Source organism: Microbacterium sp. LMI1-1-1.1, assembly GCF_040815675.1.
In the GTDB taxonomy this organism is placed as follows: Bacteria; Actinomycetota; Actinomycetes; order Actinomycetales; family Microbacteriaceae; genus Microbacterium.
On record NZ_JBFPNN010000001.1, the window covers coordinates 1,099,944 to 1,116,481 of the forward strand.

Annotated in this window: 21 protein-coding genes; 12 read left to right on the forward strand and 9 right to left on the reverse strand. The window is 72.0% G+C overall.

The genetic code is table 11. The features are described from left to right. The first annotated feature begins 528 nt into the window (after positions 1 to 528). On the forward strand, positions 529 to 840 hold the full coding sequence (locus MRBLMI1_RS05120; RefSeq protein WP_367727169.1) for a hypothetical protein: 312 nt from the start codon (positions 529 to 531) through the stop codon (positions 838 to 840). A 140-nt stretch (positions 841 to 980) separates the two neighbouring features. On the opposite strand, the gene MRBLMI1_RS05125 is transcribed toward MRBLMI1_RS05120, so the two are convergent. Further along, a complete protein-coding gene (locus MRBLMI1_RS05125) occupies positions 981 to 1,808 on the reverse strand; it encodes an SDR family NAD(P)-dependent oxidoreductase (RefSeq protein ID WP_367727181.1) in 828 nt (275 codons plus the stop codon). Positions 1,809 to 2,285: 477 nt separating this feature from the next. Here MRBLMI1_RS05125 and msrB point away from each other — a divergent pair, with 477 nt between their 5' ends. From msrB to MRBLMI1_RS05150, 5 genes are all read left to right on the forward strand, one after another. Next, positions 2,286 to 2,744: a peptide-methionine (R)-S-oxide reductase MsrB gene (gene msrB, locus MRBLMI1_RS05130; RefSeq protein ID WP_367727215.1), complete on the forward strand. Its 459-nt coding sequence runs from the start codon at positions 2,286 to 2,288 to the stop codon at positions 2,742 to 2,744. 86 nt (positions 2,745 to 2,830) lie between these two features. Then, positions 2,831 to 3,385: a peptide-methionine (S)-S-oxide reductase MsrA gene (gene msrA, locus MRBLMI1_RS05135; RefSeq protein ID WP_367727630.1), complete on the forward strand. Its 555-nt coding sequence runs from the start codon at positions 2,831 to 2,833 to the stop codon at positions 3,383 to 3,385. Between the two features lie 50 nt (positions 3,386 to 3,435). Next, positions 3,436 to 3,795, forward strand: a complete 360-nt coding sequence (locus tag MRBLMI1_RS05140; RefSeq protein ID WP_367727224.1) for a GntR family transcriptional regulator — start codon at positions 3,436 to 3,438, stop codon at positions 3,793 to 3,795. Between the two features lie 212 nt (positions 3,796 to 4,007). Then, positions 4,008 to 5,516, forward strand: coding sequence for an FAD-dependent oxidoreductase (locus MRBLMI1_RS05145; RefSeq protein ID WP_367727225.1), 1,509 nt, complete (start codon positions 4,008 to 4,010; stop codon positions 5,514 to 5,516). Between the two features lie 34 nt (positions 5,517 to 5,550). Further along, positions 5,551 to 5,946 (forward strand): glyoxalase, encoded by a 396-nt coding sequence (locus MRBLMI1_RS05150; RefSeq protein ID WP_367727226.1) that lies wholly within the window; start codon positions 5,551 to 5,553, stop codon positions 5,944 to 5,946. Between the two features lie 176 nt (positions 5,947 to 6,122). Here MRBLMI1_RS05150 and MRBLMI1_RS05155 read toward each other — a convergent pair whose 3' ends face one another. Beyond that, on the reverse strand, positions 6,123 to 6,596 hold the full coding sequence (locus tag MRBLMI1_RS05155; protein WP_414685806.1) for a GNAT family N-acetyltransferase: 474 nt from the start codon (positions 6,594 to 6,596) through the stop codon (positions 6,123 to 6,125). Between the two features lie 235 nt (positions 6,597 to 6,831). Then, a complete protein-coding gene (locus MRBLMI1_RS05160) occupies positions 6,832 to 7,653 on the reverse strand; it encodes a sulfurtransferase (protein ID WP_367727228.1) in 822 nt (273 codons plus the stop codon). A 155-nt stretch (positions 7,654 to 7,808) separates the two neighbouring features. Here MRBLMI1_RS05160 and MRBLMI1_RS05165 point away from each other — a divergent pair, with 155 nt between their 5' ends. The 3 genes from MRBLMI1_RS05165 to MRBLMI1_RS05175 all read left to right on the forward strand — a co-directional run bounded on the left by MRBLMI1_RS05165 (position 7,809) and on the right by MRBLMI1_RS05175 (position 10,369). After that, complete coding sequence (locus MRBLMI1_RS05165) at positions 7,809 to 8,588, forward strand: glycosyltransferase family 2 protein (protein WP_367727229.1); 780 nt, start codon at positions 7,809 to 7,811, stop codon at positions 8,586 to 8,588. A gap of 254 nt (positions 8,589 to 8,842) precedes the next feature. Continuing rightward, a complete protein-coding gene (locus tag MRBLMI1_RS05170) occupies positions 8,843 to 9,652 on the forward strand; it encodes an endonuclease/exonuclease/phosphatase family protein (RefSeq protein ID WP_367727230.1) in 810 nt (269 codons plus the stop codon). A 129-nt stretch (positions 9,653 to 9,781) separates the two neighbouring features. Continuing rightward, positions 9,782 to 10,369 (forward strand): hypothetical protein, encoded by a 588-nt coding sequence (locus tag MRBLMI1_RS05175; RefSeq protein ID WP_367727231.1) that lies wholly within the window; start codon positions 9,782 to 9,784, stop codon positions 10,367 to 10,369. Positions 10,370 to 10,426: 57 nt separating this feature from the next. On the opposite strand, the gene MRBLMI1_RS05180 is transcribed toward MRBLMI1_RS05175, so the two are convergent. Then, positions 10,427 to 10,711 (reverse strand): helix-turn-helix domain-containing protein, encoded by a 285-nt coding sequence (locus MRBLMI1_RS05180; RefSeq protein WP_367727652.1) that lies wholly within the window; start codon positions 10,709 to 10,711, stop codon positions 10,427 to 10,429. A 96-nt stretch (positions 10,712 to 10,807) separates the two neighbouring features. Here MRBLMI1_RS05180 and map point away from each other — a divergent pair, with 96 nt between their 5' ends. After that, positions 10,808 to 11,578 carry a type I methionyl aminopeptidase gene (map, locus tag MRBLMI1_RS05185; protein ID WP_367727232.1) on the forward strand — a complete coding sequence of 257 codons (771 nt, stop codon included), beginning with the start codon at positions 10,808 to 10,810 and terminating at the stop codon, positions 11,576 to 11,578. Between the two features lie 75 nt (positions 11,579 to 11,653). Here map and MRBLMI1_RS05190 read toward each other — a convergent pair whose 3' ends face one another. Further along, complete coding sequence (locus MRBLMI1_RS05190) at positions 11,654 to 13,183, reverse strand: catalase (RefSeq protein ID WP_367727233.1); 1,530 nt, start codon at positions 13,181 to 13,183, stop codon at positions 11,654 to 11,656. A 366-nt stretch (positions 13,184 to 13,549) separates the two neighbouring features. Here MRBLMI1_RS05190 and MRBLMI1_RS05195 point away from each other — a divergent pair, with 366 nt between their 5' ends. Continuing rightward, positions 13,550 to 13,765, forward strand: coding sequence for a DUF2945 domain-containing protein (locus tag MRBLMI1_RS05195; RefSeq protein WP_367727234.1), 216 nt, complete (start codon positions 13,550 to 13,552; stop codon positions 13,763 to 13,765). Between the two features lie 226 nt (positions 13,766 to 13,991). Here MRBLMI1_RS05195 and MRBLMI1_RS05200 read toward each other — a convergent pair whose 3' ends face one another. Genes MRBLMI1_RS05200 through MRBLMI1_RS05210 form a run of 3 tightly spaced genes read right to left on the reverse strand, consistent with a single transcriptional unit; the run spans position 13,992 to position 15,720 of the window. Next, complete coding sequence (locus MRBLMI1_RS05200) at positions 13,992 to 15,449, reverse strand: cryptochrome/photolyase family protein (protein WP_367727235.1); 1,458 nt, start codon at positions 15,447 to 15,449, stop codon at positions 13,992 to 13,994. Further along, the gene (locus MRBLMI1_RS05205) at positions 15,446 to 15,568 is read right to left on the reverse strand and encodes a hypothetical protein (RefSeq protein ID WP_367727236.1); all 123 of its coding nucleotides are present in this window, start codon (positions 15,566 to 15,568) and stop codon (positions 15,446 to 15,448) included. Before MRBLMI1_RS05205 ends, MRBLMI1_RS05200 begins: the two co-directional genes overlap by 4 nt. Beyond that, on the reverse strand, positions 15,565 to 15,720 hold the full coding sequence (locus MRBLMI1_RS05210) for a DUF2256 domain-containing protein (protein ID WP_367727237.1): 156 nt from the start codon (positions 15,718 to 15,720) through the stop codon (positions 15,565 to 15,567). Before MRBLMI1_RS05210 ends, MRBLMI1_RS05205 begins: the two co-directional genes overlap by 4 nt. A 113-nt stretch (positions 15,721 to 15,833) precedes the next feature. Between MRBLMI1_RS05210 and MRBLMI1_RS05215 the strand changes: the two genes are divergently transcribed. Beyond that, positions 15,834 to 16,016: a hypothetical protein gene (locus MRBLMI1_RS05215; RefSeq protein ID WP_367727238.1), complete on the forward strand. Its 183-nt coding sequence runs from the start codon at positions 15,834 to 15,836 to the stop codon at positions 16,014 to 16,016. A 43-nt stretch (positions 16,017 to 16,059) separates the two neighbouring features. On the opposite strand, the gene MRBLMI1_RS05220 is transcribed toward MRBLMI1_RS05215, so the two are convergent. Then, complete coding sequence (locus tag MRBLMI1_RS05220; protein WP_367727239.1) at positions 16,060 to 16,380, reverse strand: biopolymer transporter Tol; 321 nt, start codon at positions 16,378 to 16,380, stop codon at positions 16,060 to 16,062. Positions 16,381 to 16,538: the final 158 nt, after the last annotated feature.

Below are 16,538 nucleotides of genomic sequence, written 5' to 3' on the forward strand. Positions count from 1 at the left end.
GCCGCGGCGGGTTGCGGCGCCTGGCGGAAGGGTGGCGGAGGGTTCCAGAGCCTGGCGGAAGGGCGGCGGAGGGTTGCGGCGCCCGGCGAAAGGGTGGCGGCGGGTTGCGGCGCCTGGCGGAAGGGTGGCGGAGGGTTCCAGAGCCTGGCGAAAGGGCGGCGAGCTGGCGGAGACCCTCCGGAAGGGTGGCGGAGGCCGGCAGCGGGGTGGCGGAGGCCGGCAGCGGGGTGGCGGAGGCCGGCAGCGGGGTGGCGGAGGCCGGCAGAGGGGCGGCGGACGCCGGCAGCGGGGTGGCGGACGCCGGCAGAGGGGCGGCGGACGCCGGCAGCGGGGTGGCGGAGGCCGGCAGCGGGGTGGCGGAGCCGTGCCACCCGACCCGGCGATCCGCCGTCGGCAATCGGGCCGATCGCGGGGATCCGCGGCATCCGACGCCGCTCTCCGACGCGCCCGTCAGCCCCGCGGCATCCGACCCCGCCATCCCCGGCCCCGTTCACTCACGCCGTGTCAGGATGAAACGGGAGGTGCGCGATGTCCGAGGAGTTGCACGCGGTCACCATCGTCGTCGACATGCCGGTCACCAAGATCGACGCGCTCGACACCATCGCGTTCGCCGCGGACGGCTCGGTCGACGACGCCCGCACCGCGCGACCACGGGTCTGGCTCGCCCCGAACGCGTGGGCCGAAGTGGAGATCCCCAAGTTCGCCGACCCGCCGCCGCTGGCCATCGACGTCTACTCGGACAAGTCCGGTGCCATCGCATGGGCCGAGGCCCGCCGCCTCTTCGACGCGCTGGAGCGACTGGGCTGGAACGTCGCACCGCCCCGGGCCGGCGTCCGCTGAGCACCCTCTCTCGAGGTCACTCCGCTCGAACCAGGGCCGACAGAAAGCCGCGGCCACCGACAGAGCCGCGGACGACGCCCGAACCGGCGCCGAAGTCAGCGACCGAGCCGCCGCCACAGCTCAGCCCACCGGCGCCGCCGTCAGGAGCTCAGACCCACCAGCTCCGCGCTGCGGTCCCACAGCAGCCGCGCGGGCGCGGGATCGTCCGCGATCTTGTTCGTCCGCGCCGGCTTGTTGTTCGAGTAGAACCCGCCGGGCTCCCAGTCGACCCCGGGCTTGCCCAACGCCAGCCACGTCAGCCGCGCCCCACCGACGTCGGTCGACGTCATGAGCTTCTGCGCCAGCGGTCCCCCGTAGAGGAACTTCATCGGACCGTCCGAGGTCGACCCGAAGCTCGACGCGATGACCCCCGGATGGAACGCCACCGCCGACAGCCCGGCGTCGCCGTACCGGCGGTGCAGCTCCTTCGTGAACAGGACGTTCGCGAGCTTGGCGTTCCCGTAGGCCGTCGTCGAGGAGTACCGGCGCTCCCCCTGCAGGTCATCGCCGTCGAAACGCGCCATCAGCCGCGCCGCGGCACTGGAGGTCTGGATGACGGATGCCGCTGAGCCGATCAGACGCTCCAGGAGGAGGTTGGTCAGCAGGAACGGCGCGAGATGGTTCACCTGGAACGTCAGCTCGTAGCCGTCGCCGGTCACCGTGCGGTCCCCGAAGATGCCGCCGGCGTTGTTCGCCAGCACGTCGATACGCGGATACCGCTCGAGCAGGCCCGCCGCGAGCTCGCGCACCTGGGCCAGGTCGCTGAAGTCCGCGACGAACGAGTCCGCGCCGATCGCATCCGCGACCCGCGCCGTCTTGTCGGGGTTGCGACCGACGACCACGACGTTCTCGCCGATGTCGTGCAGCTGACGCGCCGACGCGGCGCCGATCCCGTCGCTGGCGCCGGTGATGACGATGGTGCGGGGCATGGCTCGACCTCCCATGATCGTCCGGGCGGGGCCCGAAGCTCGGTGGACTGCCCGGGCAGGGCCCGAAGCACGTGAAGGGATACCGTAACGACCGCCCCTCCCCGGCCACGGGGGCTTGCCCGCGGCATCCCGAACCGTGAAGAGACACCGCAACGACCGCGCCTCCCCGCCCACGGGGGCTTGCCCGCGGCATCCCGAACCGCGAAGAGACACCGGAACGACCGCGCCTCCCCGCCCACGGGGGCTTGCCCACGGCATCCCGAACCGTGAGGACACCGCAACGACCGCGCCTCCGTCACAGCCCGGAGAATCCGCGAGGTCCCCGGACCCCCCGACAACGCCATCCCTGCCCGCCCGCCCGCACAACTCACAGCCCGCTCCCAGCCCCCACGGCCGGAAACGGGACCAAAACACGGACGTCCGACGTTCCACCCTGTGTCGCCCGCACCGGGCGTCGACGACGAAGGGATGCACACCGTGAGCACGGAGTACCGGAAGACGTCGCAGGCGCTCAGCCGTCTGACCGACCGCCAGTTCGCCGTCACGCAGGACGACGCCACCGAGCCGCCGTTCCGCAACGAGTACTGGGACAACCACGAGGACGGCATCTACGTCGATGTCGTGTCGGGACAGCCGCTGTTCTCCTCGACCGACAAGTTCGAGAGCGGCTCGGGCTGGCCGAGCTTCACCCGCCCCATCGACGACGCCGCCGTCGTCGAGAAGACCGACCGCTCGCTCTGGATGACGCGCACCGAAGTCCGCTCCTCGGGCGCCGACAGCCACCTGGGCCACGTCTTCGACGACGGCCCCCGCCAGGCCGGCGGACTGAGATACTGCATGAACTCGGCCGCCCTGCGGTTCGTGCCCGTCAGCGAGCTGGAGGCGCAGGGATACGGCGCCTACCTGTCGCTCTTCCCCCAGAGCCAGGCGTCATGAGCTTTCTCACGAACCTTTCCGGCAAGATCGTCCGCAGCCTCTTCGGCAGCACCCCCGGCACAACCCACGGCAGAAGGAGCCACACCATGACCAGCGGACCCACCGACACCGGCGCCGTCACGCGCCGCCCCGGCACCGAGACCGCCGTCCTCGCGGGCGGCTGCTTCTGGGGCGTCGAGGACCTCATCCGCCGCCAGCCCGGCGTGCTCGACACGCGCGTCGGCTACACCGGCGGTCAGAACGACCACGCCACCTACCGCAACCACCCCGGCCACGCCGAGGCGGTCGAGATCGTCTTCGACCCCGCCAAGACGACCTACCGCGACATCCTGGCGTTCTTCTTCCAGATCCACGACCCGTCCACCCTGAACCGTCAGGGCAACGACATCGGCACCAGCTATCGGTCCGCGATCTTCCCGCTCTCCCCCGAGCAGGAGCAGGTCGCCCGTGACACCATCGCCGACGTCGACGCGTCCGGCATCTGGCCCGCCAAGGTCGTCACCACCATCGAGCCGGAGGCCCCCTTCTGGGAGGCCGAGCCCGAGCACCAGGACTACCTCCTGCGCATCCCGAACGGCTACACGTGCCACTTCGTGCGTCCGGGCTGGGTGCTCCCCAAGCGCGAGGAAGCCTCGGCCTGATCACGACGGGACCTGGATGCCACGGCATCCGGGTCCCGCCCTTTCCGCTCATGCACCTCACCCTGGACCCCGCCTCGCCCCTGCCGCCGTTCGCGCAGGTGCGTTCGCGCATCATCGCGATGATCGAGAGCGGCGAACTCGCCCCGGGAACGCGGCTGCCCTCCGTGCGGGCGCTCGCCGCCGACCTCGACCTGGCCGCCAACACCGTCGCGCGCGCGTACAAGGAGCTCGAGGAGGCGGGGTTCGTCGAGACGCGCGGCCGCGCGGGGACGATCGTCTCCGCGGGCTCGGACCCCGTCGCCGTCCGCGCGGCCGAGGCGGCCCGCACGTTCGCGCAGACGATGCGCGCCCTGGGCGTCGCGCCCGACACCGCCCTCGACCTCGCGCGGGGCGCGCTCAGCGACACCTGAGCGACGGCCGCGGGACGGTCGACAGACCCACCGTCGCCCCCGGGCAGACCGCGCGGTGCCGCCGAGGCAACCCCTGCTGTCACCTGATGCGGCTTTTCTAGGCTCGGGGCGTGAGCTCGCACGACACCATCGTCATCGGCGCCGGTCTGGCCGCGCGGCGCCGCCGAGGCAACCCCTGCTGTCACCTGATGCGGCTTTTCTAGGCTCGGGGCGTGAGCTCGCACGACACCATCGTCATCGGCGCCGGTCTGGCCGGCCTCCGTTGCGCAACGCGCCTCGCGGACGCCGGTCGCGACGTCGTCGTCCTCGAGGCCGGAGACGCCGTCGGCGGCCGCGAACGCACCGACCTCGTCGACGGCTTCCGCCTGGACCGCGGCTTCCACGTGCTCAACCCCGCCTACCCCGCCGTGCAGCGCGCCGTGGACATCGACGCCCTCGACCTGCGGCGCTTCCCCGTCGCCGTCGGCGTCCGCCTCGGCGGCTTCACCGACCGGGCTGAGCAGGAACCGTCGTCCGGGAACCCCCGAACCCCCGCCGGCCCCACCGACGCGGCCGAGCAGGGACCGTCGTCCGGGGACCCCCGAACCCCCGCCGGCTCCACCGACGCGGCTGAGCAGGAACCGTCACGGTCCCGGGACCCCCGAACCCCCGCCGGCCCCACCGACGCGGCTGAGCAGGAACCGTCGTCCGGGAACCCCCCGACCCGTGCCACCGTCGCGCACCTCGCCCACCCCCTCCGCCACCCCGGCCGCATCATCGAGACCCTGCGGAGCGGCCTCGTGCGCCCGGGCGATCTCGTTGCGCTCGCCCGCTGGGCGGCCCCCGCGATCCTCGCTCCGCAGGCCGCCACCCGCGGCCCGGACCGTCCCCTCTCCGAAGGATGGGACCGCGCAGGACTCCGCGGCCCCCTCCGCGAGAGCGTCCTCGAGCCGTTCCTCGCGGGGGTCATCGCGGACGACCGGCAGCAGACATCGGACGCGTTCGTGCGCCTCCTCATCCGCAGCTTCGCGCTCGGACGCCCCGGCCTGCCCGCGGACGGCATCGGCGCGCTGCCCGCACAGCTCGCCGCCACGGCCCGACGCGCCGGAGCCGGCATCCGTCTGTCGCACCGGGTCACGGAAGTCCAGCGCACGGGACGCTCCTGGCGCGTCGAGATCGAGGGAGGGGATGCCGTCTCCGCCCGCACCGTCGTGTTCGCCACCGGCCTCGCCGCCCCGATCGCGGGCCTCGACCTCGCACCCCCGCGCACGCGCGGCCTCCAGACGTGGTGGTTCGCCACGGACGAGGCCCCCTCCGACGACGCCGCACTGCGCGTCGACGGACGACTCCTCCCGGCCGGGGGGACGGGGCGACGCCCCGGACCCGTCGTCAACACGTCCGTGCTCACCCGCACGGTCCCCTCCTACGCCCCGGCCGGACAGCATCTCGTCCACGCGACGTGCCTCCTCCCCGGGACGGACGGCCCCGCGACCGAGGCCGACGTCCGCCGCCAGCTCGCCGACCTGTGGGACGCCGACGTCGCCGCCTGGCGTCTCCTGCGTCGCGACGACATCCCCGACGCGCTCCCCGCGCAGGACCCGCCGCTGCGCGCGCGCCGGCCGGTCCGCCTCGGCGACGGACGCTACGTCGCCGGGGACCATCGCGACACGGCATCCATCCAGGGCGCACTCGTCTCCGGCGAGCGCACCGCGCGTGCCGTGCTCGCAGACCAGGTGCGGTGAACCCCCGTCCGTCCCCGTCCGGCACACTGGACCGATGCCCGGTCTGCACCACCTCGACGTCTGGATCTCCCACCCCGACCAGCTCTCGACGTGGGCGTGGCTCTTCGAGCGACTGGGGTGGACGATGGATGCCACCTGGCCCGGCGGCGCGACCTGGGCCCCTGCCCCGGCGGGAACCCCCTACATCACGGTCACGACCACCCCCACCGTCGTCGACGCGGCGCACGACCGCCGCCGTCCCGGGGTGAACCACCTCGCGTTCGACGGCGGACCACGCTCGTCCGTCGACGCCGTCATGGTCGGCGCGCCGGCACACGGCTGGACGCCGTTGTACGCCGACCGCTACCCGCACGCGGGCGGGCCGCAGCACTACGCCGGCTGGCTGGAGAACGCGAACGGGTTCAAGATCGAGATCGTCGCCGAGGACTGAGCCGGGGTCCGCGGTGGGCGTCGATCCTCCGTCACGCGCCGGGTCGACCGACCATCACACCCGCGCAGCCAGCTCCCGCAGCTTCTCTCCGGTCACGCGCCGGGTCGCCAGACCATCACACCCGCGCAGCCAGCTCCCGCAGCTTCTCTCCGGTCACCCGCCGGGTCGTCCAGCCATCACACCCGCGCAGCCAGCTCCCGCAGCTTCTCTCCGGTCACGCGCCGCGTCGTCCAGTCATCCATCGCCTCCGCGCCGAGCGCGCGGTAGAAGCCGATGGCCGGCTCGTTCCAGTCCAGGACCGTCCACTCCAGACGCGGATACCCCTGCGCGACGCACTCCCCGGCGAGCGCGGACAGGAGCGCGACGCCGTAGCCGCGCGACCGGTCCTCCGCCGACACGAAGAGGTCCTCGAGCCAGATCCCGTGTCGCCCCGTCCACGTCGAGTAGGTCAGGAACCACACGGCGATGCCCCGGATGCCACCCTCCCGCTCGACCACGAACGCGAACGCCCGCGGGTCGGCGCCGAACAGCGTCTCCGCGATCATCTCGGCGGTGTTCTCCACGGCATCCGGTTCCCGCTCGTAGTCCGCGAGAGCCTGGATGCACGCGAGGATGCCCTCCTCGTCGCCACGGCGAGCGCGGCGCACCACGGCGCCGTCGGCCAGCGTCGACAGGACCGAGAGGTCAGCATTCAGACTGTCGGCACCGGCGGAAGCCTCACCGTCCACAGCCTCCGCACCGGCGGGGACGTGACCGTCCTGAGCGGCGGCAGCGGTAAGCGCGTCGTCGCGGGCGGGCGAGGCGGCGGGGATCGGGTCCGTCATACGCCCAGGCTAGCCGCGGCGCGGCCCGCACATGGGGCTCCGGACCGGCGAACAACGGTCCTCAGCGCGCGACGGCGGGCGCGAGAGCCGGGGTCAGCGCCTCGCGGCCGTCGAACACGAAACAGTCGCCGTCCCAGTGCGCGTCGCCCTGCTCAGCGAACCAGCCGAGGACGCCGCCGTCGAGCTGGTAGGCGTCCACGCCCTCCGCCCGCAGCTGCAACGCCGCCTTCTCGCAGCGGATGCCGCCCGTGCAGAAGCTCACGACCGTCTTCCCGACAAGGGCGTCGCGGTGCGCGCTCACCGCCGCGGGGAACTGCGTGAACCGCTCGATCCCCCAGTCCAGGGCACCCGAGAACGTGCCGTACGCGACCTCGAAGGCGTTGCGGGTGTCCACGAGCACGACCTCGCGTCCCTCGTCGTCCGACCCGGTGTCCAGCCACCGGCGCAACGTCTCGGGCGACACCGCGGGAGCGCGGCCGTCCTGGGGGCGCACCTCCGGACGGTCCATGCGGATGATCTCGCGTTTCACCTTCACGAGCAGACGGGCGAACGGCACGTCGTCCGACCAGCTCTCCTTCGTCTGCAGCGCCGCGAACCGATCGTCCGCGCGCAACGCGTCCACGAAGCCCCGCACCGACGCCGGGGCGCCCGCGAGGAACAGATTGACGCCTTCGGGGGCGAGGAGGATCGTGCCGCGCAGGCCGGCGCCCTCCGCGCGCTCCCGCAGCGGGTCCCGGAGCGCGACCGGGTCCGCGATAGCTGTGAAGAGGTAGGCCGCGACGTTCAGGACTCCCCCCGGCGCCTCCATCCGCGGGGACGCGTCGGCCGGGACAGCGGAGCTCGAGGAGGCGGGCGTCGGAGCGGGAAGGGGCTGGGGGGACACGGCATCCAGGGTATGCAATCCGCCCGCGCGCCCGGACCGGCGCGTGTCCGGTCGCGCACTCTTCCCGTCGCATTTCCGCGGACGCACCGTCAAGGCGCCTCGGCACCCGATCCTCCATCGCCTAGCGTGACAGGACCGCTCACCTGGAGGACCCCGTGCTCGAAGGCCCCACCGTCTCGGTCGTCATCCCCGTCCGTGACGACGCCGAGCACCTCCGCCGGTGCCTCGACGCCCTGACCGCGCAGACCCGTCGCGCCGACGAGATCGTCGTCGTCGACAACGGGTCCCGTGACGGCAGCGCGGACGTGGCCCGTGCCGCCGGGGCGCGCGTCGTCCCCTGCGCGGAGCCCGGCATCCCCGCCGCCGCCGCGACCGGCTACGACGCCGCCCGCAGCGACCTCATCCTCCGGCTCGACGCCGACAGCATCCCCGAGCCCACCTGGATCGCGAGCACGGTCACCGCCTTCGGGGAGGAGGACGTGGATGCCGTCACCGCCGGCGCCGTCTTCCACGACGGGCCCGCGTGGGGGCGTGTGCTGCTCGCCGTGGCGTTCCTCACCGTCTACACCGCCTTCGCCGCTCCGGCCCTCGGTCACGCCCCGCTCTGGGGGTCGAACCTCGCGTTCCGTCGCTCCGCGTGGCTCGACGTGCGCGACCAGGTCCACCGCGACCCGGAGCTGCACGACGACCTTGACCTGGCGTACCACCTCGGCGAGCGCCACCGCATCCGTGTCGGCTCGTCGCGGCTCATGCGCGTGTCGTGGCGGACCGTCCGCCCCGGCCGGTTCGCCAAGAGTTTCTCGCGCGGCATGGGCACCGTCTTCGCCCACTGGCCGGAGGACATCCCACCCGCCCGGTGGGCGCGTCTCGCGCGTGCCCGCCTCACGCGGACGGACCGTCCGGTCCCGCACGCCGCGATCCGGGGGTCCCGCTGATGCGCACCGATCATCCCGCTTTTCAACCGACCCCGCGGCTTGCGCCGGTCCCCACCCTCGCCCGGGAGTGCCGCTGATGTCCGCCGTCCATCCCGCTGTCCCACCGGCCCCGCGACTCGCGACGGTCTCCGCCCTTGCCCGGGAGTGTCGCTGATGTCCGCCGTCCGTCCCGCTGTCCCACCGGCCCCGCGACTCGCGACGGTCTCCGCCCTTGCCCGGGAGTGCCGCTGATGTCCGCCGTTCTTTTTCCCAACGTGACCGCGCCCGACATGCTCGTCATGTCCTTCAACATCCGCCGGCGGTTCGACCGGCTCACCTGGCCCGCCGCCGACCGGTGGGGGCTGCGCAAGCAGCGGCTGCGGACCTTCCTCGGGGCGAACCACCCGCACATCGTGGGCTCGCAGGAGGCGATGCCCGACCAGGCCCGCTGGGTGCAGGACGCCCTCGGCTCCGAGTTCGGACGCATCGGGCTCGGCCGGGGCAAGGACCTCGACGGCGAGGGCACGCCCATCTTCTACGACCGGGACCGCCTCGAGGTCGAGGACTGGACGCAGGTCGCCCTCTCCGACAGCCCGGAGGTGCCCGGCTCCACCGGGTGGGGCAACACGATCCCCCGTATCGCCGTCATCGCCCATTTCCGCGACCGCGACACGGACGCGCGCTTCACCGTCGTCAACAGCCACTTCGACGCGTTCTCGCGGCGCGCCCGCCGACGATCCGCGCAATGGCTGCACGACCTCGCCGCCGTGGAGACGCGTCCCCTGCTGTTCACGGCGGACATCAACGCGCACGTCCGCTCCCCCGAGCTGGCCGAGATGTTCGCCGACGGGCACCTCGTCGACACCTGGTCGTACACCCCGGTCCGGCGCACCGCGGAATGGGGCACGTTCAACAACTACCGCCGTCCGCGCCGCGGCACGCGACGCATCGACGCGGTCCTGGCCTCCCCCGACGTGGGCGTCCGCGCCGTCGGGATCGACCCCCGTCCCACCGGGACCAACTGGCCGTCCGACCATCTGCCGGTGCAGGCGGTCGTGCGCATCCCGACGGGCTCGGCATCATGACCGGGAGACTCTTCCCCGGATGGGGCCGACGACGATGATCCGCGCGCTCTACGCCAACCTGAAGCGTCCGCCGCGCAGCGTCGCGGACGGGATCGCGGGCACCGCCCACCGACCGACCAGGCACGCCCGATGATCCGCGCGCTCTACGCCAATCTGAAGCGTCCGCCGCGCAGCGTCACCGCCTGGCTGGCCGACATCGTGCGGGCGGCGGCGATCATCACCGTGATCGTCTCAGCGTTCACCCTGCCGGGCACCGACACGGCCGTCCTCTCCATGGCGCTGCCCGCGGTCATGCTCTCGCGCATGATCGGCCTGCGCTCCGGCCTGGACCTCATCACCTGCGTGACCGTGTTCGTCGCGGCCGGAAGCAACGTCCTGGAGCTGTACCGCGCATGGACGGGCTGGGACCTCATCGTCCACCTGGCGTGCACCGGCGTGCTCGCCGCGGTCGCCCTCATCCTCCTGCAGGACTCCGGGGTCGTCCCCGCCACCGGGCGGCGGCGCACGCCCATCGTGCTCGCGACGCTCTCCGGCCTCGCCCTCAGCGCGGTGTGGGAGATGGTGGAGTGGTTCGGCTACCGCTTCATCACCGACGCGATCTTCGTCACCTACGACGACACCATCGGCGACATGATGGCCGGTGGTCTCGGTGCCCTGATCGTCGGGGTCGTGGCATCCCGGGTCCGTCTCACGCGCGAGGACCGCGCCCCGCTCTGAGGGAATCGGCGGCGCATGCGCTGTGCCGCGGGTGGAGCAGGCCCGGCCGCGCGGGGATCAGGCCACGCCACGCGCGGGTGGGGCGGCGTGCGCCGCCTCATCCGCGTCCAGACGCGCCGAGAGCTCGTCCAGCGACACCCCGAGCGCACCGGCCACCGCGGCGACGGTCGCGAACGACGGCGTCACCAGTCGGCCGGTCTCGATCTTGCGCAGCGTCTCCGGGGACACCGCGGCGGCCGCCGCCACCTCGGCGAGCGAGCGCGGACCGCGGGCGTCCCGGAGGAGGGCCCCGAGCCGACGTCCGCGCGCGACGACCTCGGGGGTGTGCGGCAGGCGAACCATCATGACCCCATCGTACCGGTATTGTTTGACCGGTATTCTTCGACCGGTAGAGCTCTTCGCCCTACCGCCACCGCCCCGCCCACCGAGGACGAGCCCATGATCGAGATCCTGAACGCCACCCAGCTCGCCGCGGCGCGGGAGACGGGCGCCATCGTGGGCGACACGTTGGCCGAGCTCCGCGAACGGGCCACGGTCGGCGTCAACCTCCTCGAGATCGACGCCTGGGCGCGGAAGCTCATTCTGGCCGCGGGTGCGGAGTCCTGCTACGTCGACTACGCCCCCTCGTTCGGGAACGGCCCGTTCGGGCACTACATCTGCACCGCGGTCAACGACGCCGTTCTCCACGGCCTCCCCCACGACTACATGCTGCGATCGGGCGACCTCCTCACCCTCGATCTCGCGGTCATCAAGAACGGCATCGCCGCCGACGCGGCCGTCAGCTTCCTCGTGGGGCCGGCGCGCCCCGCGGGCAGCGTCGAGCTCATCCGCGCGACCGAGGACGCCCTCGCCGCCGCGATCGACGTGGCCCGGCCGGGCAACCGCATCGGCGACATCTCGCACGCCATCGGGAGCGTGCTCACCGCCGCCGGGTACGCGGTCAACACCGAGTTCGGCGGGCACGGGATCGGCTCGACCATGCACGGCGACCCGCACGTGCCCAACATCGGCCGCCCGGGGCGCGGGTTCCGGCTGCGTCCCGGACTGCTCCTGGCCCTGGAGCCCTGGGTGATGGCCGACACCGACGCGCTCGTCACCGACCCCGACGGATGGACGTTGCGCAGCGCGACCGGCGGCCGCACCGCGCACAGCGAGCACACCGTCGCGATCACCGACGGCGCCGCCGAGATCCTCACGCTGCCGCGCTGACGGAACGCTCTTCAACGCGCCCGGCGGACAACACGAGGCCGGGAAGGCCGTGCCGACCCTCCCGGCCCTTTGCCGTCAGATCCGGCCGGCGACGTCCGTGCCGACGAGGTCCCCGTCGGGATTGGGCTCGCTCAGCTGCTCACCCGGCGCCGAGGAGTCCTCCAGCGGGGGCAGCGCCTGCTCCACGCGCGCGCCGATCTCGGCATCCACGTTCTTCCAATACTGCACCGCACGGTCGCGGACGTCCCTGCGGGTCACCCCGCCGACGTGCCCGGAGATCGTCTCGACGAGACGGTCGCGCTCCTCGGCGGACATGACGTCGCGCACGAGCGCGCCGGCCTGGCCCCAGTCGTCGTCCTCCGGGTGCAGCGTCGCCGCGGAACGCACCAGCTCGCCGTCGCTCTGCCAGCCGCCGTCGCCCGCGCGACGCGGGTCCGCCGCCGGGCCGCCCACCGAGTTCGGGGCGTACACGGGCACCTCGGGCGGGTTGTACTCGTAGCGCATCGCGCCCTCCTTGGAGTACGAGTGCACCTCCGTGTGCGGCCGGTTGACGGGCAGCTGCTGGTAGTTCGTGCCCACGCGGTAGCGATGCGCGTCGGCGTAGCTGAAGATGCGCGCCTGCAGCATCTTGTCGGGGCTGCCGTCGATGCCGGGGACGAAGTTCGACGGCTCGAACGCCGCCTGCTCGATCTCCGCGAAGTAGTTGCCCGGGTTGCGGTTCAGCTCCATCGTGCCGACCTCGATCTCGGGGTAGTCGCTGTGCGGCCACACCTTCGTCAGGTCGAACGGGTTGAACCGGTACGTCTTGGCATCCTCGTACGGCATGATCTGCACCTTGAGCGTCCACGTGGGGAACTCGCCGCGCTCGATCGCCGCGTACAGGTCGCGGATGTGGAAGTCCGCGTCCTGACCGGCGATCTGGTCGGCCTCGTCCTGCGTGAGCGTCTTGTGCCCGAGGTCGGTGTGGAAGTGGTACTTCACCCAGAACCGCTCGCCCTCGGCGTTGATCCACTGATAGGTGTGCGAGCCGTAGCCGTTCATGTGGCGCCAGGATGCCGGGATGCCGCGGTCCCCCATCAGCCACGTCACCTGGTGCGCGCTCTCCGGAGACAGCGTCCAGAAGTCCCACTGCATCGTGTTGTCCCGCAGGTGGCTGCCGGGCAGACGCTTCTGCGAGCGGATGAAGTCGGGGAACTTGATGCCGTCCTTCACGAAGAAGACGGGCGTGTTGTTGCCGACGAGGTCGTAGTTGCCCTCGGTCGTGTAGAACTTCAGCGAGAACCCGCGCGGGTCGCGCCACGTGTCGGGGCTGCCCTGCTCGCCGGCGACCGAGGAGAAGCGGGCGAGCATCTCGGTCTCGACGCCCGGCTGGAACAGCGCCGCGCGCGTGTACGCCGAGACGTCCCCAGTGGTGCGGAACGTGCCGAACGCGCCGCCGCCCTTCGCGTGGACGACGCGCTCCGGGACGCGCTCGCGGTTGAACTGGGCGAGCTTCTCGATGAGGTAGTGGTCGGTGAGGGCGATGGAGCCGTCGGCTCCGACGCTCTGGGAGTGCTCGTCGCTGGCGACGGGCGCTCCGTTGTTGGAGGTGGTGGGGGTGCTCATGAGCTCTCCTCGCGGTCGAAGGTCCGGTGGGGTGACCTTCTCCGACCCTAGGCAGGCCCGGTCGCGCAATCGAGCTGTTGCGCATCCGGTCCCGAGCACGTACCGTCGCCGCCTCCCCTCCCCGCCGTCGAGCCGCCCTGTCAATCCCCCGCGGCGGGTTCCCGGCCCTGGCGAGCATGGCGGGACAGGGTTACCGGATCGAGAAGGACACGACGCCACGGGTGGGCGTCCGGATCGGTCGGGTTCCCGGGTGAAACGGACCGAGAGCACGACCAACCGGGCAAGACCGACCGAGCACGACCGACCGGGCAAGACCGACCGGGCAAGACCGACCGAGCAAGACCGACAATGAGAAAGAGGGACACCATGTCGAAGGATCTGTCGAAGGGCGACCGGGTCAGCTGGGACACCCCGCAGGGACGCACCCAGGGCGAGATCGTGGAGAAGAAGACGAGCGACTTCCAGCACGACGGGCAGAAGTTCACGGCATCCGACGACGACCCGGCCTACATCGTCGAGTCGGAGAAGTCCGGGTCGAAGGCCGCCCACAAGGGATCGGCGCTGAACAAGCTCAAGAGCTGAGCACGCGGAAGCTCGACTCGATGCCCGGGATGGGCTCCGGCCGGCCATCCCGGGCGTCGCGCTGCTCCCCCGGTGTCGTGTCGGATCTCGGTTCTCAGACGCCGTCACCCATCCCGGGCATCGCGCTGCTCCCCCGGTGTCGTGTCGGATCTCGGTTCTCAGACGCCGTCAGCCATCCCGGGCGTCGCGCTGCTCCCCCACCATCGGGCGGGGCGGGAACGGGCCGTCAGCCATCCCGGGCATCGCGTCGCTTGCGCATCTGCGCCAGGGCGAGACCGAGCCGGTGATTACCGGCGAGCACATCCTCGTTGCGTTCGAGGAACTCCCAGTACGCGTCCGTGAACACCGAGTCCTTGGCATCCTGCGCCGACGGCCACCACGAGCCCATCTTCTGCAGATAGGCCCCACCGGACACGTACGGCTTCGTCGCGACGAAGCCGCCGTCGGCGAACTGGCTCATGCCCATCACGTTGGGGATCATGACCCAGTCGTACGCGTCGACGAACAGCGCGAGGAACCACGCGTTCACCTGGCGGGGCGCGTACCCCTGAAGCAGGAACCAGTTGCCGAGCACCATGAGCCGCTCGATGTGGTGCGCATAGCCCCAGCGGTGCACGCGCTCCAGCACCGTGCGCACCGGGACCGGCAGATCCGACGGCATCCGTGTCGCGGTGTACCAGTACTTCTCGATGCGCTTCTCGTTGTGGAGGGCGTTGACGTGCTCCAGCTTCGGGTGGGCCCGGTACATCCCCCTCATGTACTCGCGCCAGCCGACCACCTGACGGAGGAACCCCTCGATGGATGCCAACGGGGCATCGGTCCGCGTAGCGGCGGCGACCACCTCTTCGACCGTCAGCAGCCCGATGTTCAGCATCGGCGAGATGATCGCATGGAAGAGGAACGGCTCGTCGGCTTTCATCGCGTCCTCGTAGCGTCCGAAGTCGGTGAGCCGTTCCGCGACGAACACGTCGAGCCAGTCCCGTGCCTGCTCCGGCGTCACCGGCAGCCAGAACTCCTCCGCGGCGCCCGGATGCTCGGGGAAGCGCTCGTCGACCTCCGCGATGACCTGCGCGGTGATCTCGTCCGGCTCCAGCTGCGGGAGCGCGGGGATGTCCACGCCCTTCTTCGGCAGCGGCTTGCGGTTCTCCGCGTCGAAGTTCCACCGCCGGCCTACGGGCGTGCCGCCGTCCATCAGGATGCCGGTGCGCCGGCGCTGCCAGTGGTAGAAGTCCTCCATGAGCGGGGTCGGATGCTCCGCGAACCAGCCGTCGACCTCCTCCTCCGGTGTGAGGAACAGCCCGTCCGACAGCACGTCGGTGTCCACGTCGTGGTCCGCGCAGATCCGGGCGATGCGCTCGTCCACGGGACGGTTCGGGTCGCTCATCCAGACCAGCTCGGCCACGTGGCGGGTCGCCAGGAGGCGCTCGAGACCGGCCTTGAAGCCGAGGTCGTCGTCCAGCGTGATCCGGCGGACCGTCTTCCCCTCGGCTTCGAGCCGCGCGGCGGTGTGACGCATCGCAGAGACGAGCAGCACGATCTTGTGCCGGTGGTAGGGCAGCTTCGCGAACCGCGGGGCGGACTCGATGAAGAAGAACTCGTCCACGTCGTCGTCGGCGTACGCGGGGTGCTCCGCGAACTGCTGCGTGGCCAGGATGAGCGCGGCCTTGATCTTTCGTGCGCTCATGCGCGTCGCTCCTCTCCGCGACCGGGCGTCGCGCCGGTGTGCGTGTCGTCGACCGTCGTCATGAGCGCCTCCGGGCCGAGATCGGTACTGACAGCCAGGGATCCGCTCTCCGCGCTCATGCCCGCCTCCGGGCCCCCGCCGCCTTGGCTCGGCAGCCGCGGGAGCAGTACTTCACGTCATCCCACTGGTCGCGTCCGTTCCAGCGTTTGCGGTCGGAGAAGGGGCGGCCGCAGAACGCGCACGGCTTCTCGCGGAGCGGTGGTCGAGACATGCCGACATCGTTCCAGCCGGTCCGGACCGCGATCGGGGGCTTGCGCGTGACACGGACCACCCTTCGACGCAAGGGCCGTGCGGCCGCGGCGGGCGCCGTGGTCGGGTGGGTCCATGACCTCGACACCTGACGACACGACCGGCGGACGCGACACCACCAGCGCGAGCGACACCGCGGACCAGCGCGACGAGCTCGAGACCGCAGACGCCCCCATCCCTCGCCCCACCTCGGGCGACGTCCCGGGCGACACCGACGGCTCCGACGACGCTCCCGTGGACAACCCGTCCGGCGGCTGAGCGCCCGGCTGTCGTGGGGCGGCCGTCCAACGGTCTCGCCTCACTACCCCTCCCGCGGCGGGGGCGCCAGACCGTCGAGCGCTTTCAGCGCCTCGTCGGCGCGCGCCCGCCGCGCGGCGACATCGTCCTCCCACCACCGCGGGCCGCGCTCGCCGAGACCGTGCTTGGCGAGGTCGACCCGGCGGCGCGCCGCCGCGACCGCGTCGTCGTCGTCCGCGCGCTTCGCCGTCCGCACGGCCGACCGTGCACGCCCCAGGTGGGAGCGCAGCCGGTCGGCCGCCTCTTCGGACAGCTCGGGGTCCGTACGCCGCCACCGGCGCCCGTCGATCACGAGCCAGTGGTCGTCGTCGGCGGCATCCGTCATCCGCCTACTGCACACCCTGGTGACGGGATCCGCATTCCCCGGTGACGTTCAGCACATCCGTGGTACCGTGGAGTATTCATTCCGGGACCGTCTTCGCCTCCGCCCGCCTCATCGTCGAGATGCCGGGTGCGCAGCACCGAGCCGCGACTGTCAAAGTC

What these genes read in the sequence shown, in the direction of transcription:
- MRBLMI1_RS05120 (WP_367727169.1), top strand. Translation starts at nt 529, where the DNA reads ATGTCCGAGGAGTTGCACGCGGTCACCATCGTCGTCGACATGCCGGTC.
- MRBLMI1_RS05125 (WP_367727181.1), bottom strand. Translation starts at nt 1,808, where the DNA reads ATGCCCCGCACCATCGTCATCACCGGCGCCAGCGACGGGATCGGCGCC.
- msrA (WP_367727630.1), top strand. Translation starts at nt 2,831, where the DNA reads ATGACCAGCGGACCCACCGACACCGGCGCCGTCACGCGCCGCCCCGGC.
- MRBLMI1_RS05140 (WP_367727224.1), top strand. Translation starts at nt 3,436, where the DNA reads ATGCACCTCACCCTGGACCCCGCCTCGCCCCTGCCGCCGTTCGCGCAG.
- MRBLMI1_RS05150 (WP_367727226.1), top strand. Translation starts at nt 5,551, where the DNA reads ATGCCCGGTCTGCACCACCTCGACGTCTGGATCTCCCACCCCGACCAG.
- MRBLMI1_RS05175 (WP_367727231.1), top strand. Translation starts at nt 9,782, where the DNA reads ATGATCCGCGCGCTCTACGCCAATCTGAAGCGTCCGCCGCGCAGCGTC.
- MRBLMI1_RS05180 (WP_367727652.1), bottom strand. Translation starts at nt 10,711, where the DNA reads ATGGTTCGCCTGCCGCACACCCCCGAGGTCGTCGCGCGCGGACGTCGG.
- map (WP_367727232.1), top strand. Translation starts at nt 10,808, where the DNA reads ATGATCGAGATCCTGAACGCCACCCAGCTCGCCGCGGCGCGGGAGACG.
- MRBLMI1_RS05190 (WP_367727233.1), bottom strand. Translation starts at nt 13,183, where the DNA reads ATGAGCACCCCCACCACCTCCAACAACGGAGCGCCCGTCGCCAGCGAC.
- MRBLMI1_RS05195 (WP_367727234.1), top strand. Translation starts at nt 13,550, where the DNA reads ATGTCGAAGGATCTGTCGAAGGGCGACCGGGTCAGCTGGGACACCCCG.
- MRBLMI1_RS05200 (WP_367727235.1), bottom strand. Translation starts at nt 15,449, where the DNA reads ATGAGCGCACGAAAGATCAAGGCCGCGCTCATCCTGGCCACGCAGCAG.
- MRBLMI1_RS05205 (WP_367727236.1), bottom strand. Translation starts at nt 15,568, where the DNA reads ATGAGCGCGGAGAGCGGATCCCTGGCTGTCAGTACCGATCTCGGCCCG.
- MRBLMI1_RS05210 (WP_367727237.1), bottom strand. Translation starts at nt 15,720, where the DNA reads ATGTCTCGACCACCGCTCCGCGAGAAGCCGTGCGCGTTCTGCGGCCGC.
- MRBLMI1_RS05215 (WP_367727238.1), top strand. Translation starts at nt 15,834, where the DNA reads ATGACCTCGACACCTGACGACACGACCGGCGGACGCGACACCACCAGC.
- MRBLMI1_RS05220 (WP_367727239.1), bottom strand. Translation starts at nt 16,380, where the DNA reads ATGACGGATGCCGCCGACGACGACCACTGGCTCGTGATCGACGGGCGC.